The sequence below is a fragment of the Streptomyces sp. NPDC047017 genome (assembly GCF_040644175.1).
Taxonomy (GTDB): domain Bacteria; phylum Actinomycetota; class Actinomycetes; order Streptomycetales; family Streptomycetaceae; genus Streptomyces.
In genome coordinates this window covers 232,918-248,685 of the sequence record NZ_JBEYVW010000010.1, presented here as the reverse complement: position 1 = coordinate 248,685, position 15,768 = coordinate 232,918, and the positions used below count along the sequence as shown (strand labels likewise).

At 74.2% G+C, this 15,768-nt stretch carries 13 protein-coding genes and 1 tRNA gene; 11 read left to right on the top strand and 3 right to left on the bottom strand.

What is annotated here, in order from left to right; all coding sequences use genetic code 11:
* Positions 1-206: 206 nt before the first annotated feature.
* From ABZ858_RS19280 to ABZ858_RS19230, 11 genes are all read left to right on the top strand, one after another.
* On the top strand, positions 207-1,502 hold the full coding sequence (locus tag ABZ858_RS19280; protein WP_361379563.1) for an ROK family transcriptional regulator: 1,296 nt from the start codon (positions 207-209) through the stop codon (positions 1,500-1,502).
* 133 nt (positions 1,503-1,635) lie between these two features.
* Complete coding sequence (locus ABZ858_RS19275) at positions 1,636-2,391, top strand: GntR family transcriptional regulator (RefSeq protein WP_361379431.1); 756 nt, start codon at positions 1,636-1,638, stop codon at positions 2,389-2,391.
* 201 nt (positions 2,392-2,592) lie between these two features.
* Positions 2,593-3,717 carry a TIGR03364 family FAD-dependent oxidoreductase gene (locus ABZ858_RS19270; protein ID WP_361379428.1) on the top strand — a complete coding sequence of 375 codons (1,125 nt, stop codon included), beginning with the start codon at positions 2,593-2,595 and terminating at the stop codon, positions 3,715-3,717.
* A gap of 83 nt (positions 3,718-3,800) precedes the next feature.
* Entirely contained in the window at positions 3,801-4,547 is a 747-nt protein-coding gene (locus tag ABZ858_RS19265) for a phosphonatase-like hydrolase (RefSeq protein WP_361379560.1), read from the top strand.
* Positions 4,547-5,599, top strand: coding sequence for an ABC transporter ATP-binding protein (locus ABZ858_RS19260; protein WP_361379425.1), 1,053 nt, complete (start codon positions 4,547-4,549; stop codon positions 5,597-5,599). The genes ABZ858_RS19265 and ABZ858_RS19260 overlap by 1 nt, the downstream gene beginning before the upstream one ends.
* Positions 5,592-6,659, top strand: a complete 1,068-nt coding sequence (locus tag ABZ858_RS19255) for a 2-aminoethylphosphonate ABC transporter permease subunit (RefSeq protein WP_361379422.1) — start codon at positions 5,592-5,594, stop codon at positions 6,657-6,659. Before ABZ858_RS19260 ends, ABZ858_RS19255 begins: the two co-directional genes overlap by 8 nt.
* Positions 6,646-7,443, top strand: a complete 798-nt coding sequence (locus tag ABZ858_RS19250) for an ABC transporter permease subunit (protein ID WP_361379419.1) — start codon at positions 6,646-6,648, stop codon at positions 7,441-7,443. Before ABZ858_RS19255 ends, ABZ858_RS19250 begins: the two co-directional genes overlap by 14 nt.
* Positions 7,444-7,635: 192 nt before the next feature.
* On the top strand, positions 7,636-8,688 hold the full coding sequence (locus tag ABZ858_RS19245) for a 2-aminoethylphosphonate ABC transporter substrate-binding protein (protein ID WP_361379416.1): 1,053 nt from the start codon (positions 7,636-7,638) through the stop codon (positions 8,686-8,688).
* Positions 8,689-8,809: 121 nt separating this feature from the next.
* Positions 8,810-9,589 (top strand): HAD-IIA family hydrolase, encoded by a 780-nt coding sequence (locus ABZ858_RS19240; RefSeq protein WP_361379413.1) that lies wholly within the window; start codon positions 8,810-8,812, stop codon positions 9,587-9,589.
* A gap of 91 nt (positions 9,590-9,680) precedes the next feature.
* Entirely contained in the window at positions 9,681-10,019 is a 339-nt protein-coding gene (locus ABZ858_RS19235) for a hypothetical protein (protein ID WP_361379410.1), read from the top strand.
* Positions 10,020-10,491: 472 nt separating this feature from the next.
* Positions 10,492-11,538, top strand: coding sequence for a glycoside hydrolase family 6 protein (locus ABZ858_RS19230; RefSeq protein WP_361379407.1), 1,047 nt, complete (start codon positions 10,492-10,494; stop codon positions 11,536-11,538).
* A 34-nt stretch (positions 11,539-11,572) separates the two neighbouring features.
* On the opposite strand, the gene ABZ858_RS19225 is transcribed toward ABZ858_RS19230, so the two are convergent.
* From ABZ858_RS19225 to ABZ858_RS19215, 3 genes are all read right to left on the bottom strand, one after another.
* Positions 11,573-13,510: a kelch motif-containing protein gene (locus ABZ858_RS19225; protein WP_361379404.1), complete on the bottom strand. Its 1,938-nt coding sequence runs from the start codon at positions 13,508-13,510 to the stop codon at positions 11,573-11,575.
* The gene (locus ABZ858_RS19220) at positions 13,507-15,420 is read right to left on the bottom strand and encodes a glycosyltransferase family 2 protein (RefSeq protein WP_361379401.1); all 1,914 of its coding nucleotides are present in this window, start codon (positions 15,418-15,420) and stop codon (positions 13,507-13,509) included. The genes ABZ858_RS19225 and ABZ858_RS19220 overlap by 4 nt, the downstream gene beginning before the upstream one ends.
* Positions 15,421-15,642: 222 nt before the next feature.
* Positions 15,643-15,716: transfer RNA gene (locus ABZ858_RS19215), tRNA-Lys, on the bottom strand.
* Positions 15,717-15,768 lie beyond the last annotated feature (52 nt).

Sequence of the window (15,768 nt, the reverse complement as noted above, 5' to 3'; positions counted from 1 at the left end):
GTGCAAGCGCGGGGGACAATGGGGGCGTGGGCGAAGGCGAGGACGAGGGCGGGACGAGCGCGGTGGCGGGAACGGACGGGGGTGCGCGCGCCGGCGCGGACGCGAGCGGGCACGCGGGCGCCGGCGTGAGCGCGGACGCGCGTGCTGAGGTGGGTGCCGGCGCGAGCGTGGGCGCGGGTACGGGGGCCGCCGAGGCGGGGCGGAGGCTGCCGCGCGGCGGGGCGGCGGGGGCCAATCTGCTCGCCCTGCGCAGCCACAACACCGCGCTCGTGCTCGATCTGCTGCGCGGGGCGGGGGCGGCGGGGATCAGCCGCCTGGAGCTGGCCGAGCGGACCGGGCTCACCCCGCAGGCGGTCAGCAAGATCACCGCACGGCTGCGGGAGCGGGGGTTCGCGGCGGAGGCCGGCCGGCGCGCGTCCACCGGGGGCAAGCCGCGGACCGTGCTGCGGCTGGTCCCGGAGGCCGGGCACGCGGTGGGCGTGCAGGTCGAGCGGGACGAGGTGCGGACGGTCCTGGTCGACCTGGACGGCACCGTCACCGCCGAGCGGCGCCACCCGCTGGACCTGGGCGGCCTGAGCGGCGATCCGGGTGACCCGAGTGACCCGGGTGACCCGGGCGACCTGAGTGATCCGGGTGACCCGAGTGGCCCGGCCGCCAGGGCCGGTGGCGTCAGGACCGGTGGTGCCAGGACCGGTGGCGCCAGGGCCGGTGGTGCCAGGACCGGTGGTGTCAGGACCGGTGGTGCCGGGGCCGTCGTGGCAGCGGTCGGCGCGCAGGTCGAGGAGCTGGTGCGGGAGGCGTTCGGCGGGTCCCCGCGCGAGGCGGCCGCCGACTCCCTGGTCGGGGTCGGGGTGGCCCTGCCCGGGCCGCTCGACCACCGGCGGGGCGTGCTGCGCCGGGTCACCGGGTTCCCGGAGTGGGACGGGTTCCCGCTGCGGGACGCGCTGGAGCGGCGGCTCGGCGTGCCCGTCGCGGTCGACAAGGACACCAACGCGGCGGCGTTCGGACTCGCGGTCGCCGAGGAGGGCGGCGGCGGGTCCTTCGCCTATCTCCACCTCGGTACGGGGCTCGGGGCCGGACTGGTGATCGGCGGGAGCGTGCACCGGGGCGCGCGGACCGGGGCGGGGGAGTTCGGGCACCAGGTGATCCAGCTGGACGGGCCGCCGTGCGCCTGCGGCGACCGGGGCTGCCTGGAAGCGCTGTGCCTGGCCGCCGTCGGGCGGGGGGACGTGGCCGAGGCGGCGCGGGTGCTGGGGGCGGGGGCCGCGAACCTCGTGGGGCTGCTCGACATCGATCTGGTGCTGCTCGGCGGGCGTACGGTCATGCGCCGGCCGGAGGCGTTCACGGCGGGCGTGGCGGCGGTGCTGGCCGCGCGTGCCCGGCGCGCCGGGGTGCCCGGCGGTGCCGTACCCGTACGGGTGGTGCCGGGCGGCGCCCGGGAGGTCGCGGTGGGGGCGGCCCACCTGCTGCTGGGGCCGCTGTTCGGGCGGGGGGACGGATAGGGGCGTGGGCAGGGGACGGGGGCGACGACTTCTCGCCACCGCCAACGGCGCCTTCTCGCCACCACGAACGGCGTCTTCGCGCCGCCCCGGAGCTGCCGCCCGGCCCACGGTCAGGGTCTGGCACCATCCCTGGGTGGACTACCCGAACGACCAGGCCCCCGGCGCCCCCGTCCGCTCCGGCATCCCGGAGCACGGCCGGATTCCCAAGTACTACGCGGTGAAGGCGCGGATCGACCGCCTCGTCGGCGAGCTGGGGGAGGGGCGGCCGATCCCGACCGAGCGCGATCTGTCCGAGGAGTACGGGGTCGCCCGCGAGACCGTGCGGCAGGCGCTGCGCGAGCTGGTCCTGGAGGGCAAGCTGCGCCGCCGGGGCCGGGGCACGGTCGTCGCCGGGCCCAAGCTGGAGCAGCCGCTCTCCCTGGCCAGCTACACCGAGGGCGTACGGCGGCAGGGACGTACCCCAGGACGTGCCCTGGTGGGCCTGGACCGCTTCCCCTGCCCCGAGGCGCTCGCCGCCGAGACCGGGCTCACCCGGGGCGAACCCGTCTGGCACCTGGAGCGCGTCCTGCTCGCGGACGAGGAGCGGGTCGGCCTGGAGAGCACCTATGTGGCCGTGGCCCGGGTACCGCGCCTGGACGCCGACTTCGACCCCGACTCCTCCTTCTACGCCTATCTGCGGGGCCTCGGACTGGCCTTCGGGGACGCCGACGAGCGCATCGAGACCGTGCTCGCCACCCCGCGCGAGGCCCTGCTCGTCGGCACCCCGCCCGCGCTGCCCATGCTGCTGATCCACCGCCTCTCGCGGGACGTCGGGGGGCGGCCCCTGGAGCGGGTGCGCAGCCTGTACCGGGGCGACCGGTTCTCCTTCACCACCCACCTGGACGGCTGAGCGGCGGGACGGCTGAGCGGCGGGCGGCGCCCGGGAATCGTTGCCGCCGAGAAGGCCCCGCACCGCTGAGACAAAGGCCACTCCCACCCGGAGATGGAGTAACGAAGAGATAACGGGTCTAGCCCAATCTTGATGCCTCGTTCAGGCTCTCGTTGTCAGCCGGTCTCTTCCGGTTCTCCGTCCGAGAGGAACGTCGTCGTCGTGAAAGTGACAGTCGTCGGAGCAGGCGTGGTGGGCACCATGCACGCCTGGCAGGCAGTGGAACGCGGCCACGAGGTCGTGCAGATCGAACGCGAGGCCGAGGCCCGGGGCGCCTCGCTGCGCAACTTCGGGCAGATCTGGGTCAGCGGCCGCGCGGGCGGCGAGGAACTGGAGACCGCCCTGCGGGCCCGGGAGCTGTGGGAGGAGATCGGCGGCCGCGTCCCGGCGCTGGGCTTCCGCCCCAACGGCTCCCTGACCCCGGTCCGCGGCGACCTGGAACGCGCCGTCGCGGAGGCCGCCGTGGCCCGCCCGGACGCCGCCGCCCGCGGGTACGAGCTGCTCACCCCGGCCGAGGCCCGTGCCGTCAACCCGGCCCTGCGCGGCGCGTTCGACGCGGCCCTGTACTGCGAGCGCGACGCCGCCGTCGAGCCGCGCACCGCCCAGCTCGCCCTGCGCGCCGAGCTGCTCAGGCACCCCCGCTACACCTTCCTGCCGGGCCGCGAGGTCCGCGAGGTGATCGGCGGGAGCGCGGTGCGCGACGACCACGGCGACGTGCACAGCGCCGACGTGGTCGTGCTGGCCACCGGCGCCTGGCTCGGCGGGCTGGTGCGCGAGCTGGCCGGCCCGGACCTGCCGGTGCGCCGGGTGCGGTTGCAGATGATGCAGACCGACCCGCTGGGCGAGGCCCTGACCACCTCCGTCGCGGACGCCGACAGCTTCCGCTACTACCCGGCCTACGCGTCCGACGCCCTCGACCGGCTCGACGCGGACCAGCCGCAGCCGCCCACCGCCGCCGAGCACCGGATGCAGCTGCTCATGGTGCAGCGCGCCGACGGCGGCCTGACCATCGGCGACACCCACGAGTACGAGCACCCCTTCGCCTTCGACACCGTCGAGGACCCCTACGACCACCTCACCGGCGTCGTCGAGTCCCTCCTCGGCCGCCCGCTGCCCACGGTCCGCCGCCGCTGGGCCGGGGTGTACGCGCAGTGCACCGACCCCTCCCGGGTGGTGCACCGGCAGCAGGTCCGCGACGGCGTGTGGCTGGTCACCGGACCCGGCGGACGCGGCATGACCTGCGCGCCCGCGATCGCCGAGAAGACCGCGACCGAGCTGGGCTGGTGAGGAAGAACATGACCGAGAACACCGCACACACCACCGGCACGCACCCCACCGAGACCACCGAGACCACCGAGACCACCGAGACCATGCACTCCACGGACACCACGCACCCCACCGATACCACGCACCCCACCGACACCCCCGGCATCCGCCTCGTCGTCCTCGACATGGCCGGCACCACCGTCGCCGACGGCGGCCTGGTCGAGCAGGCCTTCGCCGCGGCCGCCGCCGCCCTCGGCGTCGAGCCCGGCTCCCCCGACCACGCCGACAAGCTCGCCTACGTCCGCGCCACCATGGGCGAGTCGAAGATCTCCGTCTTCCGGCACCTGTTCGGCGCCGAGGAGGCCGCCCAGCGGGCCAACGCCGCCTTCGAGAAGGCGTACGGCGAACTGGTCGACGGCGGGCTCGTCGCCCCCGTCCCCGGCGCCCGCGAGGCCATCGAGGACCTGCGGGCCGACGGCCGCACGGTGGTCCTGAGCACCGGCTTCGCCCGCGTCACCCAGGACGCGATCCTCGGCGCGCTCGGCTGGCGCGGCCTCGTCCCGCTCACCCTGTGCCCGGCCGACGCGGGCGGGCGCGGGCGGCCGTACCCGGACATGGTGCTGACGGCGTTCCTGCGCACCGGCGCCGCCGACTCCGTACGGCAGGTGGCCGTCGCCGGCGACACCACGTACGACATGCTCAGCGGCGTACGCGCCGGCGCGGGCCTGGTCGCCGGAGTGCTGACCGGGGCCCACGGCCGGAGCGACCTGAGCGCCGCCGGCGCCACCCATGTGCTGCCCTCCGTCGCCGCCCTGCCCGCCCTGCTGCGCGGAGACGGGGGAGCGGGCTGATGGGCATACGCTTCGAGTCCGTCACGGTCGCCTACGACGGCACGGTCGTCCTGGACGGCTTCGACCTCACCGTCGAACCCGGCGAGGTCATGGCCCTGCTCGGGCCGTCCGGGTCCGGCAAGACCACCGCGCTGAGGGCGGTCGCCGGGTTCGTGCGGCCCGCCTCCGGGCGCGTCCACCTCGCCGGCCGCGACGTGACGGACCTGCCCCCGCACCAGCGGGGCATCGGCATGGTCGTGCAGAGCTACGCCCTCTTCCCGCACCTGCGGGTCGAGGACAACGTGGCCTTCGGGCTCCGGGCCCGCCGCCTGCCCAAGGCCGAGGTGCGCGAACGGGTGCGGGAGGCGCTGGAGATGGTCGGCATGGCGGACTTCGCCCGCCGCCACCCCCGGGAGCTGTCCGGTGGGCAGCAGCAGCGGGTCGCCCTCGCCCGGGCGCTCGCCATCCGGCCGGGCGTCCTGCTCCTGGACGAGCCGCTGTCCGCGCTCGACGCCCGGCTGCGCTCGGGCATGCTGGCCGAACTCGCCCGGCTGCACCGCGAACTGCCGGACGTGTCGATCCTGTACGTCACCCACGACCAGCACGAGGCACTCACCCTGGCCGACCGGATCGCGGTCATGGACCGGGCCCGGCTGCGCGCCTGCGGCACGGCACGGGAGCTGTACCGGGCGCCGGCCGACACGTTCACCGCGTCCTTCGTCGGCGGCGCCAACCTGCTGCCGGTGACGGTGGAGGAGCACGGGGCGCACTTCGCCGGCCGGCGGCTGGCGCTGGGAGCGGGGGCGGCGCGGGCCGTCCCCGGCCCCCGGGCCACCCTGTGCGTACGCCCCCATCTGATCGGCCTCGGCGACGGCCCCAACCCGCTGCCGGGCACCGTGCGCGAGGTCCAGTGGCGCGGCGCCGGCCACCGGCTGTACGTCGACGTCGACGGCCACCGGGTCATGGCCGACCTCGCCGAACTCAGGGACCCCCCGGCCCTCGGTTCCCCGGTGACCGTGCACTTCGCCCCCGAGGACGCGGTCCTGCTGCCCGCGGGGGACGACGATGACTGAACTGTCCCGCCCGGACCGCGGCGAGCGTATGGACCGGGCCGGGCGCAGGGACCGTACCGGGCGTACGGATGGCACCGGGCGTACGGACCGTGCCGGGCGTACGGACCGTGCCGGGCTCACGGCCCGCGGCCCGGCCGCCCCAGCCACCCCCGCCACCCCGCCCACCTGCGCAGCGACGGCCCGGACAGCCCGGACAGCCCGGACGGCCCGGACAGCCGCCCTCGGGCGTCCTCGGACCGGAGTCACCGGGCCCCTGCTCCGGGCGGCCCCGCCCGTCGCCGTCCTCGCCCTCGTCTTCCTCTACCCGCTGGCCCTCGTCGTCCAGCAGTCCTTCCGCCCGGACACCGGCGGCACCTCCCTGAAGCCGTACACCGACGTCTTCGCCTCGGCCGCGTTCGGCCACGCCCTGTGGACCACGGTCTGGCTGGCGCTCGCCGCGACCGCCGGATGCCTGGTCCTCGGCTTCCTGCTGGCGCTGATCATCGCCTTCGTGCCCTTCCCGGGCGCCCGGGCCGTGGCCCGCTTCATCGACGTCTTCCTGTCCTTCCCGTCCTTCCTGATCACGCTCGCGCTGCTCTTCGTCTACGGCACGGCCGGCATGGCCAACGGGCTGTGGACGCACCTCACCGGCGCGCCCCAGGGGCCGTTCCAGTTCCTGGCCACGCCCTGGGGCGTGCTGCTGGCCGAGATCACCTACTTCACGCCGTTCGTGATGCGCCCGCTGCTCGCCGCCTTCTCCCAGCTGGACACCGCGCAACTGGAGGCGGCCGGCTCGCTCGGGGCCCGCGCGCCCCGGATCGTGCGCAGCGTGATCCTGCCCGAGGCGCTGCCCGCGCTCGCGGCCGGCGGCAGCCTGGTCCTGGTGCTGTGCCTCAACGAGTTCGGGATCGTGCTGTTCACCGGCGCGAAGGGCGTCACCACCCTGCCGATGCTCGTCTACAGCAAGGCGATCCTGGAGTCCGACTACCCGGGCGCCTGCGTGGTCGCCGTCGTCAACGTCCTGATCTCCGTGGGCCTGTACGGCCTCTACCGGGTGGTGAGCCGCCGTGCTGGTGCATAGCCGCAAGGGGAAGTGGGCCGCCGGCCTCCTCTTCTTCGTCCTCTTCCTGCCCCTGTTCGCGCTGCCGCTGCTGGTGATCCTGGCGGCCTCCTTCGCCACCCACTGGTCCGGGGTGCTCCCCTCCGGCCTCACCACCGGCCACTACACGGCCGCCGGCCGCGGCGAGGCGTGGCAGGCGCTCACCACCAGCCTGGTCACCGCCGCGACCGCGAGCCTGCTCGCGCTGGTCCTCGGCACCTGGGCCGCGCTGGCCGCCGCCGGGCTGAGCCGCCGTCACCGGGCCGTTCTGGACGCCCTGTTCGTGCTGCCGGTCGCCGTTCCCTCGGTGGTGGTGGGCCTGGCCGTGCTGGTCGCCTTCTCCCGGCCGCCGCTACTGCTCAACGGCACCCGCTGGATCGTGATCGTCGCGCACACCGTCCTGGTCACCGCCTTCGCGTACCAGTCGGTCTCGGCCGCCCTGCGCCGGCTCGACCCGGCCTACGAGCAGGCCGCCGCCTCCCTGGGGGCCGGGCCCGCCCGGGTGCTGTGGCGGGTGCGGCTGCCGCTGCTGCTGCCCTCGCTGACCGCCGCCGCCGGGCTCTGCTTCGCCCTGTCCATGGGCGAGCTGAGCGCCACGATGATGCTCTACCCGCCCGACTGGACCCCGCTGCCGGTCCTCATCTACGCGGCCACCGACCGCGGCTCGCTCTTCACCGGCTCCGCGCTCGCCGTCGTCCTGCTGACCGCGACCCTGCTGGTCCTGTTCGCCGTCTCCCGCCTGCGCACCCGGGCCGCCCACCGCTGACCGCCCCCGCCGCGCACGCCCCCGACGCCTTCCCCGCTCCCGTACTCGCCTTCCCCGCTCCCGTACTCGCCTTCCGCGCTCCCGTACTCGCCTTCCGCGCTCCCGTACTCGCCTTCCGCGCTCCCGTACTCGCCTTCCGCGCTCCCGTACTCGCCGTTCCCGCTCCCGTACTCGTAAGGAGTCCGTCTCGCCATGCGCAAGAACACCCTCACGCTCGCCACCGCCGTCTGCCTGCTCGCCGCCCCCCTCACCGCCTGCGACGGCACCTCGGCCGCCGCCGACACCAAGTCCGTCACCGTCTACAGCGCCGACGGCCTCAAGGGCGAGAACGGCGACGGCTGGTACGACCGCGTCTTCGAGGACTTCGAGAAGCAGACCGGCATCAAGGTCAAGTACGTCGAGGGCGGCTCCGGCGAGATGGTGCAGCGCGCCGTCCGAGAGAAGGCCAACCCGCAGGCCGACGTACTGGTCACGCTGCCCCCGTTCATCCAGCAGGCCGACGGCAAGGGCCTGCTCCAGAAGTACGCCCCCGAGGGCGCCGGTCACGTGGGCACCGCCGACAAGGCCGCCGACGGCACCTGGACCTCGGTCGTCAACAACTACTTCGGGTTCGTCTACAACAAGAAGGAAGTGAACCCGGCGCCCACCACCTGGGAGCAGCTCCTCGACGCCAAGTACAAGGACAAGCTCCAGTACTCCACCCCGGGCGTCGCGGGCGACGGCACCGCCGTCCTCGTCAAGGCCGTGCACGACTTCGGCGGCAAGGACGCGGCCCTGGCCTACCTCAAGAAGCTCCAGGCCAACAACGTCGGCCCGTCCGCCTCCACCGGCAAGCTGGCGCCCAAGGTCGACAAGGGCGAGCTGCTCGTCGCCAACGGTGATGTGCAGATGAACCACGCCCAGTCCAAGACCATGCCCCACCTCGGCATCTGGTTCCCGGCCCGGCAGGGCGGCCGGCCCACCACCTTCGCGCTGCCCTACGCCGCCGGCCTGCTCACCAAGGCCCCGCACGGCGACAACGGCAGGAAACTCCTCGACTTCATGCTCGGCGCGCGGGCCCAGCGCCAGGTCAGCGAGATCGGCGGCGGCTTCAGCGCCCGCGAGGACGTCAAGGCCACCGACGCCGACGCGACCGCCCTGGCCGCGCTGATGCGGGGCGTGCAGGTGTTCCGGCCCGACTGGGCCGACATCGACAAGAACCTCACCGCGTATGTCGAGGACTGGAAGGCGGCCACCGGGAGCTGAGCCGGAAGCGGAGCCAGGAGCGGAGCCCGAAGCGGAGCCGGCAGCTGAACCGTTCCGGCAAGATCGGGCCACTGGTTAGGCTGGGCCCCGCAGGCCCGCGTACGGCAGGAGACCGAAGCCCATGGCAGACCGCAAGCCCATCGAGTCGTGGCTCACCGACATGGACGGTGTGCTCATCCACGAGGGCGTACCGATCCCGGGCGCCGACGCCTTCCTGAAGAAGCTGCGCGAGTCCGGCCGGCCCTTCCTGGTGCTCACCAACAACTCCATCTACACCCAGCGCGACCTGCACGCCCGGCTGCGCCGCCTGGGCCTGGACGTGCCGCAGCAGAACATCTGGACATCGGCGCTGGCCACCGCCCAGTTCCTCGACGACCAGCGGCCCGGCGGCAGCGCCTACGTCATCGGCGAGGCCGGCCTGACCACCGCGCTGCACGACATCGGCTACGTCCTCACCGACCACGAGCCCGACTTCGTCATCCTCGGCGAGACCCGGACGTACTCCTTCGAGGCCCTGACGAAGGCCGTGCGCCTGATCAACGACGGCGCCCGGTTCATCGCCACCAACCCGGACAACGTCGGCCCCTCCGTCGAGGGCGATCTGCCCGCCACCGGCTCGGTCGCCGCGCTGATCACCGCGGCGACCGGCCGCAAGCCGTACTTCGTGGGCAAGCCCAACCCGCTGATGATGCGCGCCGGACTGAACGCGATCGGCGCCCACTCGGAGACCTCCGCCATGATCGGCGACCGCATGGACACCGATGTGCTCGCCGGTCTGGAGGCCGGGATGCGCACCTTCCTGGTGCTGACCGGCGTGACCCAGCCCAAGGACGTCGACCGCTACCCGTTCCGGCCGTCCGAGGTCATCGACTCCATCGCCGATCTGGTGGACCGCGTCTGAACCACCCCGCTCACCCGAACGGAGCACTACGCTCCGCCCTCGGTGGCGCTCCGGGTCCGGCGGGAGTTCGCTGGTACCCGGAGGTGCCACGATGGGCTCACTGCGCCTGACTCTCTGTGCGGGACTGCTGGCCGCCGGCGCCTTCGCCCCGGTGGCCGGCACCACCGCCGTACCGGCGGCGGACGGCCCCCCGGCGGCGGTGCGGCCCGCCTCCGGCGGCCGGACCACCGCCGTACCGGCACTGCTGCGACCCGCCCCCGCCGCGCCCCACGCCGTCGCGTCCGCGCCCGGCAGGGCGCACGCGGTGACCGAAGCGGTCCTCGCGGGCGCCGCCGCGGCCGCCGTCCTCCTCCTGCCCCGGGGACTCGGCGCGGCCCGCCCCGGCAGCGACCGCTCCGGACGGCGACCCGGGCCGGGGTCCGAGGGCTGAGGAAGGCGATCACCATGCCCGACACCGGACATTCCCCCGGCCGCCCCGCCCCCGGCCGCCTCGTCGCCGGACTGGCCTGGGCGGCGCTGCTGCTCGGCCTGTGGCAGTGGGGCGGCACCACGACCGAGGTCCACCAGGAACCGGCCGGACCCGTATCCGGCCCGGTGACCGGTCCTGGGTCCGGCCTTGTATCCGATCCCGGGGCCGGCCTCCTGACCGGCGACATGGCCGCGGCCGGCCGGCCCGCCCAGCCGCACCCCGCCCACCACACCTCCTCCCCCCACGCCGCCCCCTAGGAGCGCCCCAACACCTGCCCCCTCCCCCCCGGAGCGCCCCGCCGCCCGCCCGGAACCGCCCCGGCCGTCCGTTTCGGTGTACCTCGGCGGAACGGGCCCCCGGCCCGGCGGCACCTGGCAGCATGGCGCGCGGCACGGGGCCGGACGGCCGAGCGCACCGAGGGGGAGTGGATCGCATGGACGGCACGATGGGGGCCCGCGCGCAGGTCCCCGCGGCGGGGGGAGCGCGGGCGGCGGCCGCGCTGGCGCTGGGGGCAATCCTGCTGGCCGCGGGCTGTTCCGCACCCGCAGAGGACGACGGAGCCGGCGGGGCGGACGCCGCGATCATCCAGCAGCCCGGGCGGAGTGACCCGTACTGGGTGAACCCGGACAGCGGGGCGGCCCGGCAGGTCGCCGCCCACCTCAGGGCGGGCCGCACGGCCGACGCCCGGCGGCTGAGGAGGATCGCCGCGCAGCCGACCGGCGAGTGGATCGGGCCCAAGAACCCGGAGGCGGAGGCCCGCGGCTTCACCGAGGCCGCCGACCGGGCCGGCCGCACCGCGCTCCTCGTCCTCTACGACATCCCGCACCGCGACTGCGGCCAGTACTCGGGCGGCGGCGCCGCCGACGGGGACGCCTACCGGGCCTGGATCGACGGCGTCGCCCGCGGCATCGCGGACCGCGCCGCCACGGTGGTCCTGGAACCGGACGCCGTGCTGCACCTGGCGGACGGCTGCACTCCGCAAGAGTTCCAGGAGGAGCGCTACGACCTGCTGGCCGGCGCGGTCGCCCGGCTCAAGGCCCTGCCGGGCACCAAGGTCTACCTGGACGCGGGCAACGCCGGCTGGGGCCGGCCCGACCAGATCGACGGGCCGCTGCGCCGGGCGGGTGTGGACCGCGCCGACGGCTTCGCCGTCAACGTCTCCAACTTCTACTCCACCGCGGACTCCCTCGCCTACGGCAAGCAGCTCTCCGCGAAGGTCGGCGGCAAGCACTTCGTCATCGACACCAGCCGCAACGGCAACGGCCCCTGGACCGGCGGCGCCGCCGACGAGCGCTGGTGCAACCCGCCCGGCCGCGCCCTCGGCGACACCCCGACGACGGAGACCGCCGACCCGCTGGCCGACGCCTACCTCTGGATCAAGCGCCCCGGCGAGTCCGACGGCACCTGCCGGGGCGGCCCGAAGGCGGGGGCCTGGTGGGACGCGTACGCGCTCGGGCTGGCGGCCCGCGCGGACCGGTAGCCGAACAGCCGCCCCCCCCCGGGACGGTCGGGCGTCAGGGCACCCGGACCCACCGCGCCGTGCTCGGCGTGCCCCGGGCGTCGGTCACGAACAGCATGTACCAGCCCGACTGCACCAGATTCCGGTTCTTCGGCACCGTCACCGTGACCTGATCGCCGGAGGCCGTGAAGTCCAGCGCGATCGACCGCTGGTCCACGTCCGTGACATGCGTGGAGGCGCTCGGCCGGATCAGCCGGGCCTTCCGGATCGCCGCCGCGTGCGGCGAGGTGAACGTGCCGGACGCGCCGCGCGCCAGGGTCCGCGGGCCGCCCGACAGCGTGGGCCGCGCGCCCCGGTACAGGTACGGCGGGGTGTAGATCTCGATGCGCTGCTCGAAGGTGCCGGGCCGGGTTCCGGCCCGGTCGCCGTAGAGCGGGTCGGAGCCGAAGAACATCACCCGGCCGTCCGGCAGCAGGATCGAGCCCGCGTGGTAGTCGCGGCCCACCAGCGGATCGGCGACCCGGCGGAAGGTGTTCGAGGCCGGGTCGTACAGCCGGGCCTGGCGGATGTCCGAGGCGCCGCGGCCCCGGTAGTCCGCGGAGCCGCCGGAGACCAGCACGGAGTCGTCGGGCAGGATCGAGGACTGCGGATAGCGGGTGCCCTTCTCCAGCGGCGGGCCGTCCGTGAACCGCGGGTGCCTCGCCGTCAGGTCGATCAGCCGGGTCCGCTTGCTGGACCGCCGGGACTCACCGACCCCGCCGCCCCCGACGACCAGGTACTTCTCGTCCTGGGCGGGCGGCAGCAGCACCGTGCCGGAGGTTTCGAGGAGCTGCGGGTCGCTCATCCCGGGCACCTTGGTGAACCGGTTGCTGCGCAGGTCCCACACGCCCGGGTCACGGCCCACGTCGGCGGGGCCGTACCCCGCGTTGGACCCCGAGTAGAAGAGCTTGCCGTCCGCCATCAGGAACAGCGCCGGGTAGGTGGGGAACTGGCGGGTCTTCGGGGTGTACGTCCACTTCCTGGTCGCCGGGTCGAAGATCTCGTTCTTGCCGGGGACCAGCTGGCCGATGTCGTCGAGGCCGGAGACCCCGAGGACCGTCCCGTCGCCCAGCGTGGTGAGCGTGGGGTACCAGCGGGCCTCGTGCATCGGGTCGGCCTTGAGGTACCTCTCCGCGACCGGATCGAACTCGTAGGTGTCCCTGATGCCCTGGAAGTCCTTCTTGTCCAGGGCGAGTTTCTGCGCGATGCCATAGGTGTTGCGGGCGTCGGCGCCGGTCAGGCCCTGGACGCGGTAGTTGTCCTGGGTCCCCGTCTCGTACCGGGCACCGCTGCGCCGCGCCTCGACGTAGATCCGGCCGAGCCCCGGCGTGTTGCTGAGGAAGCGGCCCGTGCGCCGGTCGAAGTTCTTCTTCGCGCGCGGCACGAGCACCGGGTCCTTGGAGACGAAGGTCTTGCCGTTCGCCCGGCCGGTGAACACGGTCCCGGCGGGCAGCGTGACCGGCCGGTCCGGGTTCTCGTTGTGGACGATCATCAGTCCGCCGGCCTTGGTGACGTCCCCCTTGAGCTTCTCGTAGCGCTTGGTGCCGCCCGCGATCAGGACGCTGCCGTCCGCGAGCTGGGTGTGGCCGGTGCAGAACAGGTCGGTGGGCGTGGGCACCTTCCTGACCGTGCCCTTGACCGGGTCCCAGAGGCGGGAGTCGAACCTCCTGGCGTCGAAGTTCGCCTGGTTGTTGCCCGAGCCGGCGACCAGCAGGACCTTCCCGGTGTGCAGCAGCACCGCGTGGATGGTGTCCTGCCGGTACTTCCTGGGGAACTCGACGATGTCCCAGTGGCCGTTGGCGGCCTTGTACCCGGGCCGGTCGATCACGTACTGGTGGTAGCGCCCGGCCCCGAAGCGGTACAGCCACGGCCCGTTCGTCCCGGCCAGCGCGAGCACCACCACCGCGCCGAGGCCGACCCGGCGGGCCCGCCGGAATCCGGCCCGGCCCTTCACGCCTCACGCTCCCAGGCTCCGCCTGCCTGCCCGGCGTACGCCGGCGCGGGCGTGGCGTACCCCGGCGTACGCAGAGCAGCCACCGGCGTACGCCGCCCCCGCCGCCTCCGCCGCAGCGACCACCGCCACGCGGCCATCGGCGAGGCGGTGACGATCAGGGCGAGCGCGGCCCAGGTGAGCATCGCCGGGTGGGCGTGCCCGCGGGCGATCCCGGCGGCGATCGAGCCGCCGAAGACCAGGACGAAGAACCAGTGCGTACGGAACGTGCCGAACAGCGTGTCCGGGCTCGCCGAGTCGCCCTTGGGCGTCACCACGAACCGGCTCCGGCGGCGCAGCACGGCGTCCAGCAGCGAGCGGGCGTAGACGGGCGCCGACAGCGCCGACATCACCATGCCGGCCACCCCGCCGGAGCCCTCCGGTTCGTGCGGGGACACGTTGTGGCGGCGGTTCCACAGGTACAGGCCGATCTGGAGGGCGGAGGCGTTGCCGTACAGCATCAGCCACACCGTGGGGTCGATGTTCACGCCCGAGGCGCCCACGCCCAGGAAGAGTGCGCAGCTCAGGGCGGCCAGGACCCAGTTCAGGGCGGACATCGGGTAGAAGACGATCATCAGGGTGTAGTGGAGGAGCCGGCCCGGCGGCAGCGAGCCGAAGCCCTTCCAGTACTGCTTGAGGATCGTCTCGTAGGTCCCGCGCGACCAGCGCAGCTGCTGGGTGAAGAAGTCCGTCCAGGAGTTCGGGCCCTCGCCCACGGCGAGCACGTCCGGGGTGTAGACGGACCGCCACCGCCGGCCGGTGGCCGGATTGCGGGCGCGGTGCATCTCGAAGCCGGTGGCCATGTCCTCGGTGATCGAGTCGTACAGGCCGCCGATCTGCTTCAGCGCGCCGATCCGCACGGCGTTGGAGGTGCCCACGAACATGGGCGTGCCGTAGCGGTTGCCGGCCCGCTGGACCAGGGCGTGGAAGAGGAACTGCTGCGACTCGGCGGCCTTGGTGACGAACGTGTCGTAGTTGCCGTAGACCTGCGGTCCGACGACGAACCCGACGTCCGGGTCGCGGAAGTAACCGAGCATCCGCTCCAGGTAGTTGGGCAGCGGTACGTGGTCGGTGTCGACGGACGCGAAGAAGTCGTAGTCGTCGCCGTGCGCCTGGAGCCAGGCGTTGTAGTTGCCGTGCTTGGTCCGGGCGCGGTGCGGTCCCGCGGGCCGGTTCCAGCGCGCGACGCCCTTGCGGGTGAAGTGGTGCACGCCCAGGCGCGCGCAGACCTCCTGCACCTCGGCGTCGTCGCCCTCGTCGAGCAGCCACACGTGCACCACGCCCCGGTGGCGCAGCCGGACGGCCGCCCGCAGGGTGCGCGTGACCATCTCCAGCGGTTCCTTGCCGGGCACGAAGGTGGTGAGGAAGGCGACGCGGGTGCCGGCCTCGGGCACCACCGGGACCGGGTCGCGGGCGACCAGGGTGGCGTGCGCGTTGGACAGCACGTTCAGGCAGCGGAAGGTCTCGATCAGCCCGATCGAGACCAGCATCACCGTGTCGAGCGCCGGCAGGAAGCCGTACGCCGGGTGATCCCGCCGGGTCCAGTGCTCCGGCCGGAGCAGCCAGGCCAGCAGGGCGAGGGAGAGCAGCGGCGCGGCGGCCGGCAGCAGGGCGGCCCGCAGGCGGTGCGGCTCCCGCGAGAGCAGCGAGCGGTAGCGCACCCGGTAGGGGCGGTCCGGGTCGGGGCGGGTGAGCGGTCCGGCCAGGCGGCTGTGGTGCTCGTAGTCGTAGCCCGGCGGCGTCCGCCCGGTGCCGTGATGGTCACGGTCGTGGCCCGGGAGCGTTCTTCCGGTGCCGTGGTGCTCGTGGTCGTGGCCGGGCGGCGTCCGCCCGGTGCCGTGGTGCTGCCGGGCGCCCGATGGCGTCGACGTCATGAGTCATTCCCCCGCACGCGCGCGCCGGCGCGCGTTCGATCCGGTTGCCTGCCGGATGCATGGCTGCCCCGGCGGCCGCCGTCGATGCGCGGGGCCCCTGTTTCCCCACGCACCGGGTGACCTGCTCAAACGGCCTTTCGAAAACCCGCGCCCGCGCGCCCCCAACTGCCGCGCGCGACATGCGAGAAGCCCCTCGCTGCTGCGAGGGGCTTCTCGGTCATGTGCGCCGCCAGGGACTCGAACCCCGGACCCGCTGATTAAGAGTCAGCTGCTCTAACCAACTGAGCTAGCGGCGCCTGCTGACAGGGAAAACTTTACAGGACCCCGGGCGGTGCTCATGACCACCGC